Annotated in this window: 14 protein-coding genes; 8 read left to right on the top strand and 6 right to left on the bottom strand. The window is 27.8% G+C overall.

The genetic code is table 11. From position 1 onward, the window contains the following. Positions 1–7 precede the first annotated feature (7 nt). The gene (locus tag IC174_RS09190) at positions 8–1,390 is read right to left on the bottom strand and encodes a peptide MFS transporter (RefSeq protein WP_227482758.1); all 1,383 of its coding nucleotides are present in this window, start codon (positions 1,388–1,390) and stop codon (positions 8–10) included. Positions 1,391–1,645: 255 nt separating this feature from the next. On the opposite strand from IC174_RS09190, the gene IC174_RS09185 reads away from it, so the two are divergent. Beyond that, positions 1,646–1,993, top strand: coding sequence for a cupin domain-containing protein (locus IC174_RS09185; RefSeq protein ID WP_227437292.1), 348 nt, complete (start codon positions 1,646–1,648; stop codon positions 1,991–1,993). Positions 1,994–2,010: 17 nt separating this feature from the next. Next, positions 2,011–3,045, top strand: coding sequence for a DUF6398 domain-containing protein (locus IC174_RS09180; protein ID WP_227437290.1), 1,035 nt, complete (start codon positions 2,011–2,013; stop codon positions 3,043–3,045). A gap of 50 nt (positions 3,046–3,095) precedes the next feature. Here the strand turns inward: IC174_RS09180 and IC174_RS09175 are convergent, their stop codons facing one another. Beyond that, the gene (locus IC174_RS09175) at positions 3,096–4,145 is read right to left on the bottom strand and encodes a PTS transporter subunit IIC (protein WP_227437288.1); all 1,050 of its coding nucleotides are present in this window, start codon (positions 4,143–4,145) and stop codon (positions 3,096–3,098) included. Positions 4,146–4,418: 273 nt separating this feature from the next. Between IC174_RS09175 and IC174_RS09170 the strand changes: the two genes are divergently transcribed. The 3 genes from IC174_RS09170 to eam all read left to right on the top strand — a co-directional run bounded on the left by IC174_RS09170 (position 4,419) and on the right by eam (position 7,952). Further along, on the top strand, positions 4,419–5,960 hold the full coding sequence (locus IC174_RS09170) for a hypothetical protein (RefSeq protein ID WP_227482757.1): 1,542 nt from the start codon (positions 4,419–4,421) through the stop codon (positions 5,958–5,960). 211 nt (positions 5,961–6,171) lie between these two features. Beyond that, the gene (locus IC174_RS09165; RefSeq protein WP_227482756.1) at positions 6,172–6,312 is read left to right on the top strand and encodes a hypothetical protein; all 141 of its coding nucleotides are present in this window, start codon (positions 6,172–6,174) and stop codon (positions 6,310–6,312) included. A 371-nt stretch (positions 6,313–6,683) separates the two neighbouring features. After that, positions 6,684–7,952: a glutamate 2,3-aminomutase gene (gene eam / locus IC174_RS09160; protein ID WP_227482755.1), complete on the top strand. Its 1,269-nt coding sequence runs from the start codon at positions 6,684–6,686 to the stop codon at positions 7,950–7,952. 101 nt (positions 7,953–8,053) lie between these two features. Here eam and IC174_RS09155 read toward each other — a convergent pair whose 3' ends face one another. The 4 genes from IC174_RS09155 to IC174_RS09140 all read right to left on the bottom strand — a co-directional run bounded on the left by IC174_RS09155 (position 8,054) and on the right by IC174_RS09140 (position 11,283). Continuing rightward, positions 8,054–8,410 (bottom strand): hypothetical protein, encoded by a 357-nt coding sequence (locus IC174_RS09155; RefSeq protein ID WP_227437284.1) that lies wholly within the window; start codon positions 8,408–8,410, stop codon positions 8,054–8,056. 150 nt (positions 8,411–8,560) lie between these two features. Next, positions 8,561–9,655, bottom strand: coding sequence for an AI-2E family transporter (locus IC174_RS09150; protein WP_227437282.1), 1,095 nt, complete (start codon positions 9,653–9,655; stop codon positions 8,561–8,563). A gap of 203 nt (positions 9,656–9,858) precedes the next feature. After that, the gene (locus tag IC174_RS09145) at positions 9,859–10,557 is read right to left on the bottom strand and encodes a transglutaminase-like domain-containing protein (protein ID WP_227482754.1); all 699 of its coding nucleotides are present in this window, start codon (positions 10,555–10,557) and stop codon (positions 9,859–9,861) included. A 36-nt stretch (positions 10,558–10,593) separates the two neighbouring features. Next, positions 10,594–11,283: a helix-turn-helix domain-containing protein gene (locus tag IC174_RS09140; RefSeq protein WP_227482753.1), complete on the bottom strand. Its 690-nt coding sequence runs from the start codon at positions 11,281–11,283 to the stop codon at positions 10,594–10,596. 393 nt (positions 11,284–11,676) lie between these two features. Here IC174_RS09140 and IC174_RS09135 point away from each other — a divergent pair, with 393 nt between their 5' ends. The 3 genes from IC174_RS09135 to IC174_RS09125 all read left to right on the top strand — a co-directional run bounded on the left by IC174_RS09135 (position 11,677) and on the right by IC174_RS09125 (position 15,149). Then, positions 11,677–12,792, top strand: a complete 1,116-nt coding sequence (locus IC174_RS09135) for a 4-hydroxybutyrate dehydrogenase (protein WP_227482752.1) — start codon at positions 11,677–11,679, stop codon at positions 12,790–12,792. Between the two features lie 318 nt (positions 12,793–13,110). Further along, complete coding sequence (locus tag IC174_RS09130; protein WP_227437274.1) at positions 13,111–13,932, top strand: AAA family ATPase; 822 nt, start codon at positions 13,111–13,113, stop codon at positions 13,930–13,932. A gap of 20 nt (positions 13,933–13,952) precedes the next feature. After that, positions 13,953–15,149, top strand: a complete 1,197-nt coding sequence (locus tag IC174_RS09125) for a VWA domain-containing protein (RefSeq protein ID WP_227437272.1) — start codon at positions 13,953–13,955, stop codon at positions 15,147–15,149. The last annotated feature ends 111 nt before the right edge of the window (positions 15,150–15,260 follow it).

Genomic DNA, 15,260 nt, shown 5'->3' with positions numbered 1-15,260 from the left:
ATAGTTTTTACTTTGATAATTCTACAAGTTTTTTATTCATTATAAGTAATATAATTCCAAATATCAATAAAAATGAAGGGATTACTATAAATACTTGTAACATACCAAGGTGGTCTATAATAGCCTGTGTATAACCAGATAATTTATTTGCTGCAAATTTACCTAAGAACCAAACACCCATTAAGAATGAAATATATTTTTCTGGTGAAAGTTTATTTACCATACCATATCCAACTGGAGAAAAACAAATCTCTCCTATACTTTGGAATGTTAAAAATCCAATTACCCAAAATACACTTGCTTTCTGAATTGAATTAGGGTTAGTTCCTGTTTGTATAACTGCGACTATCATGAATAAAAATGCTATAGCTAATAGTATAAACCCTAGACTCATTTTTGAAGGTACACTTAAATCGCCTTTTTTAGTCTGAGATAATTTTACCCAGACTAGAGCAGATATAGGGCCAAGGATGACACATAGAAGACCATTATATGAATCTATCCATGAGGTTGGTATTTGAAAATTACCAACAGTCAGATTTATGTGTTCTTTTGTATACAAAGCTATAGACATAGAAGCTTGATTATACGCTATCCAAAAAAATACTGTAAAAAAAGCTAATATTAATATTACTATTATTCTTTTTTTCTCAACTGAAGTTAATGGTTTTGAAGCAAGTAATTTTTTATATTCTAATGATTTCTTTATAGTTTCTTTTTGACTACTAAATTCATTACTTGAAGATTTATAAAATCTTTTGTGACCAAATATAAAGAATAATAAGCCTATTAAAACAGTAATTGAAGCAAATAAAAATACATATCTGTAACCATACATATTTATAGAAGTACCATTTTTCATAGCGAACCATTCATTAGCGACTAAACCACAGATTAAAGGACCAAATAATGTTCCCAGATTAGTAGCCATATATGTAATAGAAAAAGCGCCATCCTTTCTTGGGTCATCATTAGTATATAAGTTTCCAACTAAGGTATGCAAGTTTCCCTTATAAAAACCTATTCCTAATCCAGACAAGAATATCATGATGTTTACATCCATTTTGCTATTTGCCAGATATCCTAAAAAGTAGCCAATTGAAACCATTATCATTCCAAGCATAATACAATTTTTCGGACCTAAAAATCTATCACTAACCCATCCACCAATAACTGGAGAAAAATAAGTCCATGCTAAAAAAGATGCAAGCATTGATGCAGATTCTGCTGGTGTTAATCCCAAACCACCTTTAGATACTTGCTCAGCTAGAAATAACAATAGCACTAATTTCATACCATAGTATGCAAGTCCTACAAATGTAAATATTGAACAACAAAAATATAAATCCTTAGGCTGTTTAAGCTTTTCTTGAGTTTTTAAAATTGACATATGTCGAGAACCTCCAGACCAATAATTTAACAAAAATTTTCCACACTATATGAGTATATGTTTTTTTTATAAAGACGTCAACTTATGGCATAAGAAAACAAAGTGTTAATAATCTATAAAAATAGTATTATTTTATAGATTCAGTAATATTTTTTTACAAGAATATATGTTATTATTATATTAAAATACAACATATTATGGAAAGGATATGCCAATTTAGTAGTTAGATTGATTGTTTGGCAGGTGGGATGAGCTATGATAAGAAAGAAATCTGAATTACAAGTAGAAGTAAAAGAAAATTTAACTGGTGGGGTTGGAAAAGTTAAGCTTGAAAATATATTACAAATTGATGAGCTTAAAGGAAAAGGAAGATTATTTAAAAGAATAACTTTACCAGTAGGAAGTTCAATTGGTGTGCATGACCATACAACTGACTTTGAGGTATATTATATATTAAAGGGAAAAGGTAAAGTTTTTGATAATGGGGAATTTGTAGAAGTAAATGAGGGTGATGTAATATACACTGCTGATGGTGAAGAACATTCTATAGAGAATATAGGAGAAGAAGAACTTGAATTTGTAGCAGTAGTCTTATATGTGTAAAATATGGAGGAGGAGTCATGACAAGCAAGATAGAAGAAATTAAAGACAAGATAAATAGATTTTGCAACTCCAATCTAAATCAAGAATATAAAGATATAAGTTTTAAAATCTTGCAAGACATTTTAGATAATAATAAAGAGATAATTCATTCTTCTAGAGCTGATATATGGTCTTCAGCTATACTAAACATAGTTTTGGAGCAAAATCTCTTATATAATAAGAAGCATCCATTACATATAACCAAAAAGGAATTTTCAAAAAAAATAGGTGTTTCTTTAAACACTATAAACAATAAATCATCATTGATAAAAGACGTTTGTAATATTGATTTCTTAAATCAAGATACTATTGCTATCTCTAATATTGAGTTTTGGGTAAGAGAGAGTAACTCTAAATCCAAAGCCATAGATTTAGAGTTAGAAAAGAAAAAAATACTTTATAAAAGATATATTAAACTATCACAAGAAGCTAAAAATCATATTGAGTCAATTAGGTATATGGAAGAAGCTGTAAACATTGGAAAAAGCATGATTACTAAGGAAGATAGACAACTTGGATTTTGGAAAGGTGTATCTACTAGAGCTTATATGGTAGCACTTGAGTCTCTTGCTAGGAAGTTAGAGAGTATTGATAATTTAAAGGAAGCTAGAAAGGTATTAGAGTATTTAATAGAAATCAATCCTGATGATGAGCAAGGAATAAGGTATAAATTACTCAATGTATTAATTAGGTTAAATGATAGAATAGCAATAAATAATTTATTTGAAATGTATAAAGAAGAAAAGTCTGCTACATGGATGTATAGCAAAGCTCTTTATTATTTTAAAAATAAAAATATGTTTTTAGCAAGTGATGCTATTAAAAGTGCTAAAAATAAAAATAAATATATTGGATTATATTTAATAGATTGGCGAAATGCCTTTGGTAGAGAGTTTGTTACAGCGGAAGAAAAGGGAGAAGCTGTCTATTACTATGATGAAAATATAGTACTTTGGAATGAAGTTAAAGGTTCTATGGATTGGTTACTGAAAAAAATGTTGGAATTTTCATAAAAAAAACTACTCCTTATTACTTATAAAAAAGTAAGGAGTAGTTTTTTTATTTATACATCTAATTTTAAATCTCCTGGTTTTATCATACCTTTTTTTCTCATAAATTCTGATATTATTAGAGTTACAATAGCAGGAAGTACAAAGTTAAGTAAAAGTATACCAATCCACATAGTTATTCCACCTTTTCCAGCACTTTGCATGGCAGTTACTGTTCCAAATTGTCCAACTAATCCACAAGTTCCCATACCAGAGCCAATAGGTATATTTTCCATTTTAAATATTGTTGTAGATAATGGGCCAAGTATTATTGAAGCTATTGTAGGTGGTATCCAAATTTTCCAGTTTTTTATTATATTGGGAACTTGGAGCATGGATGTACCAAGTCCTTGAGCTACAAGACCTCCTACTCCATTTTCTCTAAAACTCATAACAGCAAAACCTATCATTTGGCAACAACAACCAACAGTTGCTGCTCCACCAGCAAGCCCTCCCAAACTTAACATCATACAAATAGCTGCACTACTTATAGGTAATGTAAGAGCTATTCCAACCAGTGCAGAGACTAGAGCTCCCATTATGATGGGTTGCATAGTTGTAGCTTGCATTATTATGTTTCCAAATGAAGTCATAAATGCAGAAACAGCTGGTCCAATAAGTTCTGCCACAAGTACTCCTATTAGTATTGTTACAGCAGGTGTAACTAATATGTCTACCTTTGTTTCCTTTGAAACTAATTTTCCAATTTCTACTGCAAAAAGTGTAGCGACAAATGCCCCAACAGGACCCCCTAGTTCATTACCACAAGCTCCAACAAGTGCACAAGAAAATAGCACAAGTGGAGGCGCTTGAAGTCCATACGCAATAGCCACTGCTATAGCTGGGCCTGTAACTTGCTTAGCAAGTGGGCTTATAACTTCAGTAAAAAGAGAAATATTGAAGTTGTCTCCTAATGTGTTAAAAATTGTTCCAATTAAAAGGGAAGAAAAAAGGCCTAGTGCCATATAACTTAATGCATCAATAAGATACCTTTGAACAGAAATTTCAATGTTTTTGCTCTTAGCAAACGATTTAAAATTTCTTTTTTTGCAATTGATTTCCAATTTAAAATCCTCCTCATATAATACAAATATAATTTCTTTTGAATTAATTATATAACTTTTTAGCTGACAAGACAAATGTTATTTCACTAAAATTAGACTATTGTAATAGTAAGAAATTAACACTAATTTTAGTTTTAAATTTTAAATTTATGGTTTATAATTAGTATAGGGATATTCTGAAATATAATACTTTTCCAGTTTATCCCAATATTTAACTTAGGTAGATTGCTTACAAAACAAATGATTATATATTAGGCTAAAGGAAGTGGATAGATGAGATTTGTAGAAAATAAGAAATACAGAAAAATTGCCATAATTATATCTATTCCTATATTGCTTGTTGCGCAGTACTACCTTTTTAAATTTGGAATACTTAGACCAATGGTAAAGGGAGTGGAAATCGAAATTGTAGATGGGGAATATGTTAAAGATTTAGATAAATATGTAGTAAAACTAAATGAAACAGTTACTTTGTCTACTGGCGAATATATCAAGGTTCCTTCATATGCTAAAGACCCAAATATTTGGTTTAATGTGTTGGATAATTCAGGGACTTTAAAAATAGATGGAAATAAGATGACAGCATTAAAGGTTGGGTATTCTTCTGTGGGTATTATGAAGAATTCAAGAGTGTTGAAAAAGGCTACTATAAAGGTAGTAGACCCAGAAGTAGAATCACTAGATATGGAGATTAATGGGGATTTAAAACATGTTGGTGATAGTGCTACTATAGAAAGTACAATAGAGGTTGATTATGACAAATTTAAAAAGTCATATAAACCTATCTATAAGAGTAGTAATGATGATGTGCTAAAAATTAAAGGAAATACAGTAAGTGCAGTTGGAGTTGGAAAAGCCACAATATATGCTAAGTGTGGAAATAAAGAAGTAGAGAGAACCTTTAGAATTCAAGCTAGAGTTGCCGAAATAAATATGAATGATGTAAAAATAGAAGTTGACCAAAATGAGAAATTAAAACCAGATATAATAACTTCTCCACCAGGTTTAGAACCACCAAAAATACACTATGAGTTGGCCGATTCAAAATTACCTGTGGAAAGAGCTATAAGTCTAAGCGGTGATGGAAGTGTAGTAGGTCTTAGAGAAGGTAAAGAAAGAGTAAGGATAACTTGTGGAGATAAGTCTAAAATAATAACTGTAACAGTAGTCAAAGAAACTATAACTAATGATTATATACAGAATTTAGTAGGTTCACATAAAATAGTAAATAACAAAGTTATTATTAAACTTGAATGGGATTATATGAAAGATGTTTTTGACTATGATATATATCTTAAAGACAAGTTGTCAGAAGAATCATTTAAGAAAATCAAATCTATAACTGTAAATGAAAGTGATTTAGGAAAATCACAAAAAGTATATGCTACTATAGAAATTGATGTAAAAGATAATCAGAGTATAGATTATGATATTTATGTTCTAGGTAAGAAAGACTCAGATACAACCAAGCCAAGTAATATAATAAACATTACTAATATGAATGGTAATGGCAACTCAGATAATAATGATAACATACAAAACATGAAGGTTGAAAATATATCCGCTAATGTTGACAGAGATAACAATGTTATTAGAGTTAACTGGAGCAGTGTATCTCATAAAGAATGTACCTATAGTATATATATAAAAAATAATACTAATGGAGATGGTGAGTTTACTTTGTATCAAAGTGATATAAAAGGGAATGAACATACTATAAGTATCCCTGAAGGAGATTTAAATTTAGATATATATGTAGTGGCAAATTACAATGGACAAAATTCTAAAAATAGTGATGTTATAAATGTAAGATAAATTTATACAAAAATTTAGAAGTGTTAGATTTATGATTTATTAATAAATCAAATCATTATAAGAAGAGGATAGTATGGGAGTAATCATACTATCCTTTCTATTTTATTGAAACATACTGGTGTTAAATTTTTAGTGTGAAAATTATTGTAAAAATGAAAACATAAAAGGCATATATATCATACCAGATTATCATAATCCAACAACGCATTCTATGTCTAACTTATCATGTAAGAAAATAGCAGAGATAGCAAAAAAGTATAATATCATAATTATTGAAGAAAGAAAAGATGAGATTATAAAAAGAAATGAAGCTACTAATAAGATTTTATCTGAGTATAATTTAATTAAATAAATAAAAATGCGGAGAAATTTATTATAATAAACCTCCGCTTTTATTATTTAATGAAATACTTTACTTTCTATTAAAATTTTAACTTTAATCATCTTGAAAATATAATCGTTTTATGGTAAAATAATTCTTAAAAATAGAAATAATTAATCATTTGTTAAAAAAAATGCATAATAAATTGTAATTTATTGACTATAGTGGGAAAATATTCACAAATGTATAAAATAACAGAAAAAATGCAAAAATAAAATCAATTTCATATGTTATAAAATCTATATGGCAAAATTAAATTTGCCTATCAGAATGATATAAACACATCAGAAAGGAGGATGCTATCAATAATGGAAATTAATTAATTTTGGTAGCTAAAAATTATGAATGAACAAACTAGAATATCCTTAGAGAGAGCTGCTGAACTAAAATCAAAAATTGATGATTATATTCAGGCTAGGAAAACAATTAACAGAGGTCTTGAAAAAGAAGAAGAGATAAATAAACGAAAACAAAACATATTAAGCATATTAAATGGAACAGAAGAAGACTGGAATAATTACAAATGGCAATTATCAAATAGAATCACAGATGTAGATATTTTATCAAAGATTATCAATCTAACTAAAAAAGAAAAAGAATATATAAAAGAAGTTGGTACTCAATTTAGATGGGCAATATCTCCATATTATTTGAGCTTGATAGACCCAAATGATATATGTGACCCTATAAAATTACTTTCTATACCGACACATATAGAATTGGAAGATGAACAAGATGATTTAGACCCAATGGGAGAAGAGTATACAAATCCAGCAGGATGTATAACTAGAAGATATCCAGATAGATTAATAATAAATGTAACAAATGAATGTGCTATGTATTGTAGACATTGCCAAAGAAGAAGAAATATTGGTCAACAAGATTCTCATAAGTCGAAAGCTGTTATACAAGAATCTATAGACTATATTAGAGAAAATGAAGAAATAAGAGATGTATTAGTAACTGGTGGAGATGCTCTTACATTAAAAGATGATTATTTGGAATGGATTCTTAGCCAACTTAAAGAAATACCACATGTTGATTATGTTAGATTAGGAACTAGAACTCTTGTTACCATGCCACAAAGAGTTACAGATGATTTTTGTAATATGCTAAAAAAATATCATCCTATATATATAAATACACATTTTAATCATCCGATGGAAATAACTAAAGAATCTAAAGAGGCTTGTGAAAAATTAGCAAATGCAGGTATACCATTAGGAAATCAAGCCGTGTTATTAAATGGTATAAATAATGATAAATTTGTAATGAGATGTTTAAATCAAGAATTACTTAAAATAAGAGTAAAACCATACTATATATTCCAAAGCAAACATGTAAAAGGAACAAAACATTTTAATACATCAGTAGATGATGGTCTTGAAATAATGGAATATCTAAGAGGATATACATCAGGAATGGCAATACCAACATATATAGTTAATGCTCCAAAAGGAGGCGGTAAGACTCCATTACTTCCACAATACCTTGTATCAAAAGGAACAGATTATGTTATGCTTAGAACATGGGAAGGCAAAGTTATAAAAATGGAAGATGAACCAGCTGTAGATATAAAGAAACTTATAAAAGAGCAAGCACAGGATTAATAAAATATTTAAATATATAAAAAGAAACAACTTTAAAATAAAAATAAAATGGATGCTAAATTTATATCAATTTGCATCCATTTTTATATTAGTTAATTATTTTATTTATTATTTTGTTGTTGATTAACCAATTCAAGGTATCCACTTGGATGGAAGTAATATATCTCAGAAGTATTTTCATTTACAAAATAACCAATGTCACCATCTGCATCTGGTAAAAATACATATCCATTAAGATTTTTAGCTTTTAATGCTTCAAAATCGCTAGCATTTCCTTGATATATGTAATCAACTTTATTGTTGTATTTTACTAAAAGTTCTTTGGCTTGCTCTTGAGTCAATTTAGTACTTTGACTTACAGGAACATTCTTTTGAGAATCAGCATAAGAAGATTCATTTACTGGTGCAGTTAATAATAAACAAGATAAAACTAATAAAGATATAAGTGCTTTTTTCATACTAAAACCCTCTTTCGTAATTAATTATATAAGATTCATTTCTTAATAATATTATATGTTTTCTATAATTAAATATTACCATTAAAGAGGATAATATTACAGTTACACAGCTGTAACCTTTGATTACAAAATCGTAATTAAATTGTATTTTTATTCCATTTGTATTTTATCATGTCTACGATTAACAAATTCACAAAAGTATATTTTTATTACACCCATAACAGGAGCAGATAGAATCATACCAGGTATACCAAAAAATCCTCCACCAACAGTAACTGCTAGTATTGTAAAGAATGGGCTAAGCCCTAGCTGTCCACCTACAATTTTTGGTTCTATAAATGCAACTTCTACTTGTTGAATTATTATTAAGTAAATTAAACAAGTTAATGCAGTTGTCGGATTGTAGAATAAGTTGATTACTACAACTGGTGCCATACCTATTACTGGGCCAAAATATGGAACCATATTCATAATACCCATTAATGTACCAAACAATAGGGCATATTCAGACTTTAAAAAGTATAGACCAATTCCAGAAAGTACTCCAACTACAAATGAATCTAAAATTTTGCCTGTAAAGTATTTACCAATATTTAAATTTAAGCTTTGACACAATTCTATTATAAAGTCTCCATATTTTTTACCTAAAGAAATATAAACAATTTTCTTTGTAAATTCTAAGAATCTTTCTTTTTCTAATAATATATAGAAACAAATTATAAAACCTAAAACAAGTTGTACTATAAATTTTCCAACAGAGAAGGTAGTACTAAAGATTCCTCCAAGTGAACCAATAAGCAAGTTACTAAACTTGGGCATTACGCTCATAATTTTATCACCATATTCTTTTAATGTATTAGGGTCTACTGATTGTAAGCTTTTTCCTAAATCAAATAAAAATTGTTCTGTCTTGTCTATATACATAGGAACTTGAGTTACCAAATCAGCCAAACTATTTACTATGGATGGAACTGTAAATAGTATAAAAGATATTAATATAACTATTAATACACCATAAGTAAGAAGCAAAGAATATATCCTTTTAAAATTAAGTTTATTTTCTAAAAACTTTACTAATGGATTAAATACATATGCTAATACAAAGGCTATTATAAATGGAGTTAGTAGTGACATCAGTAAACTTATTACTCCAAAAAAATATTTGTAATTATCAATAACTTTAATCAAAATATATGAAATAACTACAGTAAGTATAATATTTAAATGAATTTTTTTATCTTGCAAAACAACACAACCTTTCTTATATTTATTAAGTTTATATTTACTTAAATTTAAAATCAAGTTAATATTTATAGCTTATTATACAATAAAAAGTAGTATTAATATAGTGTGATTAATATTAAATTTGACAAGTGTACAATATTTTGCAAGTTTTCTCTAAATAGTGTTTTTATCTTCTCAAATTTGCATATTGCAAATAGAAACAGTTATAATTTGTTTCTAATTCTCTGTACATTTCTATTTATATAGTGCCTTCCAATATATTTGTATAAAAGATTTTTACACCATCCTATTTTTTGGTTATATTGATTGAAAAAATCATCTGGAGTATCAAAGGTTCCCAAATCATCAATTATTCCCTCTTTTTGAATAAATGTATTATTTAGATTCCAAGATATTTGAGGATTTTGCAAATCTTTAGTGGCAATGCCCCATCCCAAAAATAAGCCTTGACAGTCATTGTATTTTTGCTGAATACTTGTAAGATAATTTTTATCTAAAATAAGACCTTCTAATTGATACCATTGTTTTTCATAGTATACTTCTATCCATGTGTGAATGATTTCTGTAGGAGTAATCTTGTAAAGAACTCCTAAGAACTCTAATTGAACTCTTTTATCTAGAGTAAAACCATGAATTCTACATGGAATGCCAACGCCTCTTAAAAGTGCCATAGCAAGTATAGTCTTTGTATTGCATTGTCCATATCCATCTTTTAGTATTTTACTTGCAGATATATTGTCACTTTCATTAAAACCAAACTTGATGTCATCTCTAACAAAATTATAAATTTGTTTGATTTTATTAAAATTATCTAATTGATTCCATTTTTTTTCGATAATAAGCTCTTGAACATTTTTTGAATTAAAGTCTAATAATGTACTTTCTGATAAATGTCTTTTCATAAAATATAAATCTCCTTTATTTAGTGTAATTATATTTTATATCTTAGAGTAATTTGAAACTTTCAAAAACTTGCTGTTTTTTAATATACCAGAAATATTCATACCAGTCATACATTTATTGGTATATGCTAGATGTGAAGCGCTGTCAAAACCTGACATCATAGCAGCATCGGTTATAGAGTATTTACCAGATAAAAGTAAAAAATATGCTTTTTGAATTTTATGTAGGAGAATATAACTTTTTAATGGTATTCCTGTTTGTTCTTTGAATATATGGGACACTCTACTTGGCGAAAGAAAGACCATATTAGAAATCTTTTTTATAGAATGGTCATGACAGTCACACTCATTAAGTCTTTGCATTATTTTATGAATTCTTTTATCAACTACTGTGTAATTGTCTTGAGTAACATTAAGATATTCGAACATAGAATTTGTAAAATTTAAATAACTTTTTTCATCATGATTTTTGAAAAAATTAATATATTCTTTTTGTGTATGTTTATTATTATGAATATCTATAATTCCATAACCTTTAATTTTGTCAATATATTTTGACTTAAAGCTTAATGCAAGTGATGATGTTGGCTCAATTAACATAGTAAAACATATTTTTTCTCCTGTTGAAAAACAATGTTCTATATTACTATCTACAATAATACATTTACCTTCTATATCATTGCCATCTATAGTTATATTTAAACTGTCTTCAATTCCTATAAACAATTGTAACATCCAATGTTTATGCTTATTTGATTGAATAGAATTTGTAAACGAAGAAATATGATTATTTGACATAATTATATAATTAATAAAATTACCTCCAAACATTTTTCTTATTGAGGAAATACAGGTTAATTGTACAGTATTTTTCAGTAAGATTAGTGAAATTTTTATTTTATTATACTTTAGATTTTAATTTTGTTCAATTATTTTAAAATTAGATTATTTTTATAATGAATTAATTTTATTTTATATAATATTGGACCTATATTGAGATATTTTAAAATATAAATTACTTATGGTAAAACTTGCATATAAAAAATAAAAATTTTATAATTATATTACAGATTATATAAAATAAAACATCAAGTCATAAGTTGAAGAAAAGAGGATGTCATGAAGTTATTTCAGCAAAAAACACAAGTTCATAAATTTAAAAATTCAAAGGAATTTATAGAAGAATTCAAAATTTGTAAATCAGATTTTATATTGACAAGTAAAAGTGCATATGATACATATTTTAAAAGCCTTGGTTTGGATGCACATGTAGAATATAAAAGTAAGTATGGAACTGGTGAACCTAATGATATAATGATGGATAAATTATTGGATGATTTTTCAAAAACTAATTGTACAAGAATTATTGCTATTGGTGGGGGAGCAGTTATTGATATGGCAAAGTTGTTAGTACTGAAAGATGGAAAGAAATCAAGTGATTTATTTCAAAAAAAGGTTCCTTTAGAAAAAATAAGAGAATTAATAGCTGTTCCTACAACTTGTGGAGCAGGTTCAGAGGTGTCAAATATTTCAATTGCAGAAATAACAGAGATGAATACGAAGTTTGGATTAGCTGTAGATGAATTATTTCCAGATTATGCGGTTTTAATTCCAGAGTTATTATTAGAGCTTCCATATTCATTTTTTGCTACAAGTGCAATCGACGCTTTAATACATGCTATAGAATCTTTTGTATCTCCAAAGGCGAGTATTTATACAGAAATTTTTAGTACCAAAGCTATAGAGATGATTTTAAATGGATTTCAGCAAATTGTACTAAATGGAAAAGATTATAGATTTGATATTATAGAAGATTTTTTGATTGCAAGTGATTTAGCTGGTATTGCTTTTGGAAATGCTGGTACAGGAGCAGTACATGCACTTTCATACCCATTAAGTGGAGTTTATCATGTTACTCATGGTGAAGCTAATTATCAATTTTTTATAGAAGTATTTAAAGCATATAATAGATTATCACCAGATGGTAAATTAGCAAAAATAAATATGCTTTTGAGTGAAATAATGAATTGTAAAGTATCAGAGGTATATGAAAAAATGGAAGAACTACTTAATAAAATTATTACAAGAAAAAGTTTAAGAGAATATGGAATGAAAGAGTATGAGATAAATAGTTTTGCAGACAGTGTACTAGATAGTCAACAAAGGTTGCTAAATCAAAGTTATATTAAACTTAATAAAGAAGAAATAGTAAATATATACAGAACTTTATATTGATACCCCAAATATAAAAGTTAATTGTTCTATATTTAGCTATAACTCAAATTTATGAAAAGCGGTGATTTAATTAAATCATCGCTTTTTATGACTGATATTTTTATAAGATAATATATCTTGTACTTATTAAAAAATATATATTTCATTTAATTATGACAAATAAAGATAAAATTTAAATATTTTAGAGGTAATTTTATTTAGATATAGAATTTTAGAGTAATGATATACAAATGTGTTATATTACCACTTTATATCAAAAATAGTAATATAATAGTCATATACATTTAGAAAATTTATTGTTTAAAAGGAGTAGAACCTATGATAAAAAAAGAAATGGGTAATTTTAAAGGAAGCAGTGATTATGTAGTATCACCAGAATTAATGGCATCAGTTAATGTTGCTATAGCACTTGAAAAACCACTTTTAATTAAAGGAGAACCTGGAACAGGAAAAACTATGCTTGCACAAGCAATTTCAAATCAACTGCAAAAAGATTTAGTAATTTGGAACATAAAATCAACTACAAAAGCACAGGATGGTCTTTATGTATATGATACTGTTCAAAGACTTTATGATAGCCAATTTGGAGGTGAAGGAGTAGATGATATTGGTAAGTACATAAAATATGGTAAATTAGGAGAAGCATTTAGTTCAGAACAACAAGTAATTCTTTTGATAGATGAAATAGACAAGGCAGACTTAGAGTTTCCAAACGACTTACTTTGGGAATTAGATAAAATGGAGTTTTATATAAATGAAACAAAAGAAACTGTAACAGCAAAACAAAGACCTATAGTGATTATAACTTCGAATGCAGAAAAAGAGCTTCCAGATGCTTTTTTAAGAAGATGTATATTTCATTATATAGAATTTCCTGATAGAGATATGATGGAGGAGATAGTAAAAGTACATTTTGATAAAGTTGAAGAACATTTATTGGAACAAGTAATGACTACTTTTTATTGGATTAGAAGTTTAAGAGAGATACAAAAGAAGCCTAGTACATCAGAGTTAATAGACTGGATACAAGCATTGACTTTGAGTGGAATTCCAATTGAAAAAATAGAAAAAGAAGTTCCTTTTGCAGGGATACTGCTTAAAAATAACGAGGATATTGAATCTATGCAAAAACGTTTGTAGTCAATAGGAGCTGAATAATTATGTTTATTAAATTTTTTTATTTATTGAGAGCAAGAGGCCTAGATATATCTTTAAATGAGTGGATGACTCTAATTGAAGCACTAGACAAAGGGCTTTGTCATTCAAATTTTTCGAATTTTTACTATCTTTGTAGGATGATTTTAATAAAAAGTGAAAGTAATTTTGATAAATTTGATGCAGTGTTTTTGGAGTACTTTAAAGGTATAGAACACAAAGAGGAAATTCCAGAAGAGATTATGAACTGGCTTAAAAATCCAAATGTAGATTTAGAAGGATTTGAAAGATTAGAGCAAAATCCCAACATAAACCTTGATGAATTGAGAGCTAAATTAGAGGAACGTATAAAAGAACAAGATTCTCCACATAATGGAGGGAATTACTGGATAGGAACAGGGGGTACTTCTGAATTAGGTCATTCAGGCAAAGGTCAAACTGGTATACGCATAGGCGGAACTTCCACCTATGGAAGAGCTGTTCTCGAAGTTGCAGGAGAAAGAAAGTATAGGGATTTTAGAGATGATGAAGTTTTAAATATGCGTCAATTTCAAGTTGCATTAAAAAGGCTTCGTCAATTTTCTACTAGAATAGATGCTCCAAAAACAGAACTTGATTTAGATAAAACCATTGAAGAGACTTGTAATAATGCAGGATATTTAAAACTGTTTTTCGAAAAACCAAGAAAAAATACAGTGAAGCTTTTGTTGCTTATAGATTCAGGGGGTTCAATGAGAGGATATAGTACTTTATGTAATACATTATTTCAGTCTGTAAGTAAATCAAATCACTTTAAAGATGTAAAAGTATACTATTTTCATAACTGTTTTTATGATAGATTATTTACTACACCAGAATGTTGGTTAAGTAAGTCTATTGATACTGAATGGATATTACAAAACATAGATAAAAACTATAAAGTTATAATCGTGGGTGATGCGTCTATGGCACCTTCTGAGTTACTTCATATTGGTGGTAATTATCGAGGTCCATATAACGATACACCTGGAATAGAGTGGCTTAAAAGATTCAAAAGAAAGTATAGTAAAATTGTGTGGCTAAATCCGGAACTGAGAGATGGGTGGGATTCAATCAGTTATTGGTATCAGACTCAAAGGTTAATACAAAGTGAGTTTAATATGTATCCATTAACTGTAAAAGGATTGGAAAAATCATTGAAAAATTTAATGGTCGCGAAATAATATAAAAAATGATGGTACAAATTATATAAAAAATGTACCATCATTTTTTATATTATAAATTGTATAATTGAAATTTAAAAATTATGTAGTCTAATACATTTTAGACTTACA

Origin of the sequence: Clostridioides sp. ES-S-0001-03 (assembly GCF_020676075.1) — a bacterium.
Lineage (GTDB): Bacteria > Bacillota > Clostridia > Peptostreptococcales > Peptostreptococcaceae > Clostridioides.
This window is presented reverse-complemented; position numbering and strand designations above follow the sequence as displayed.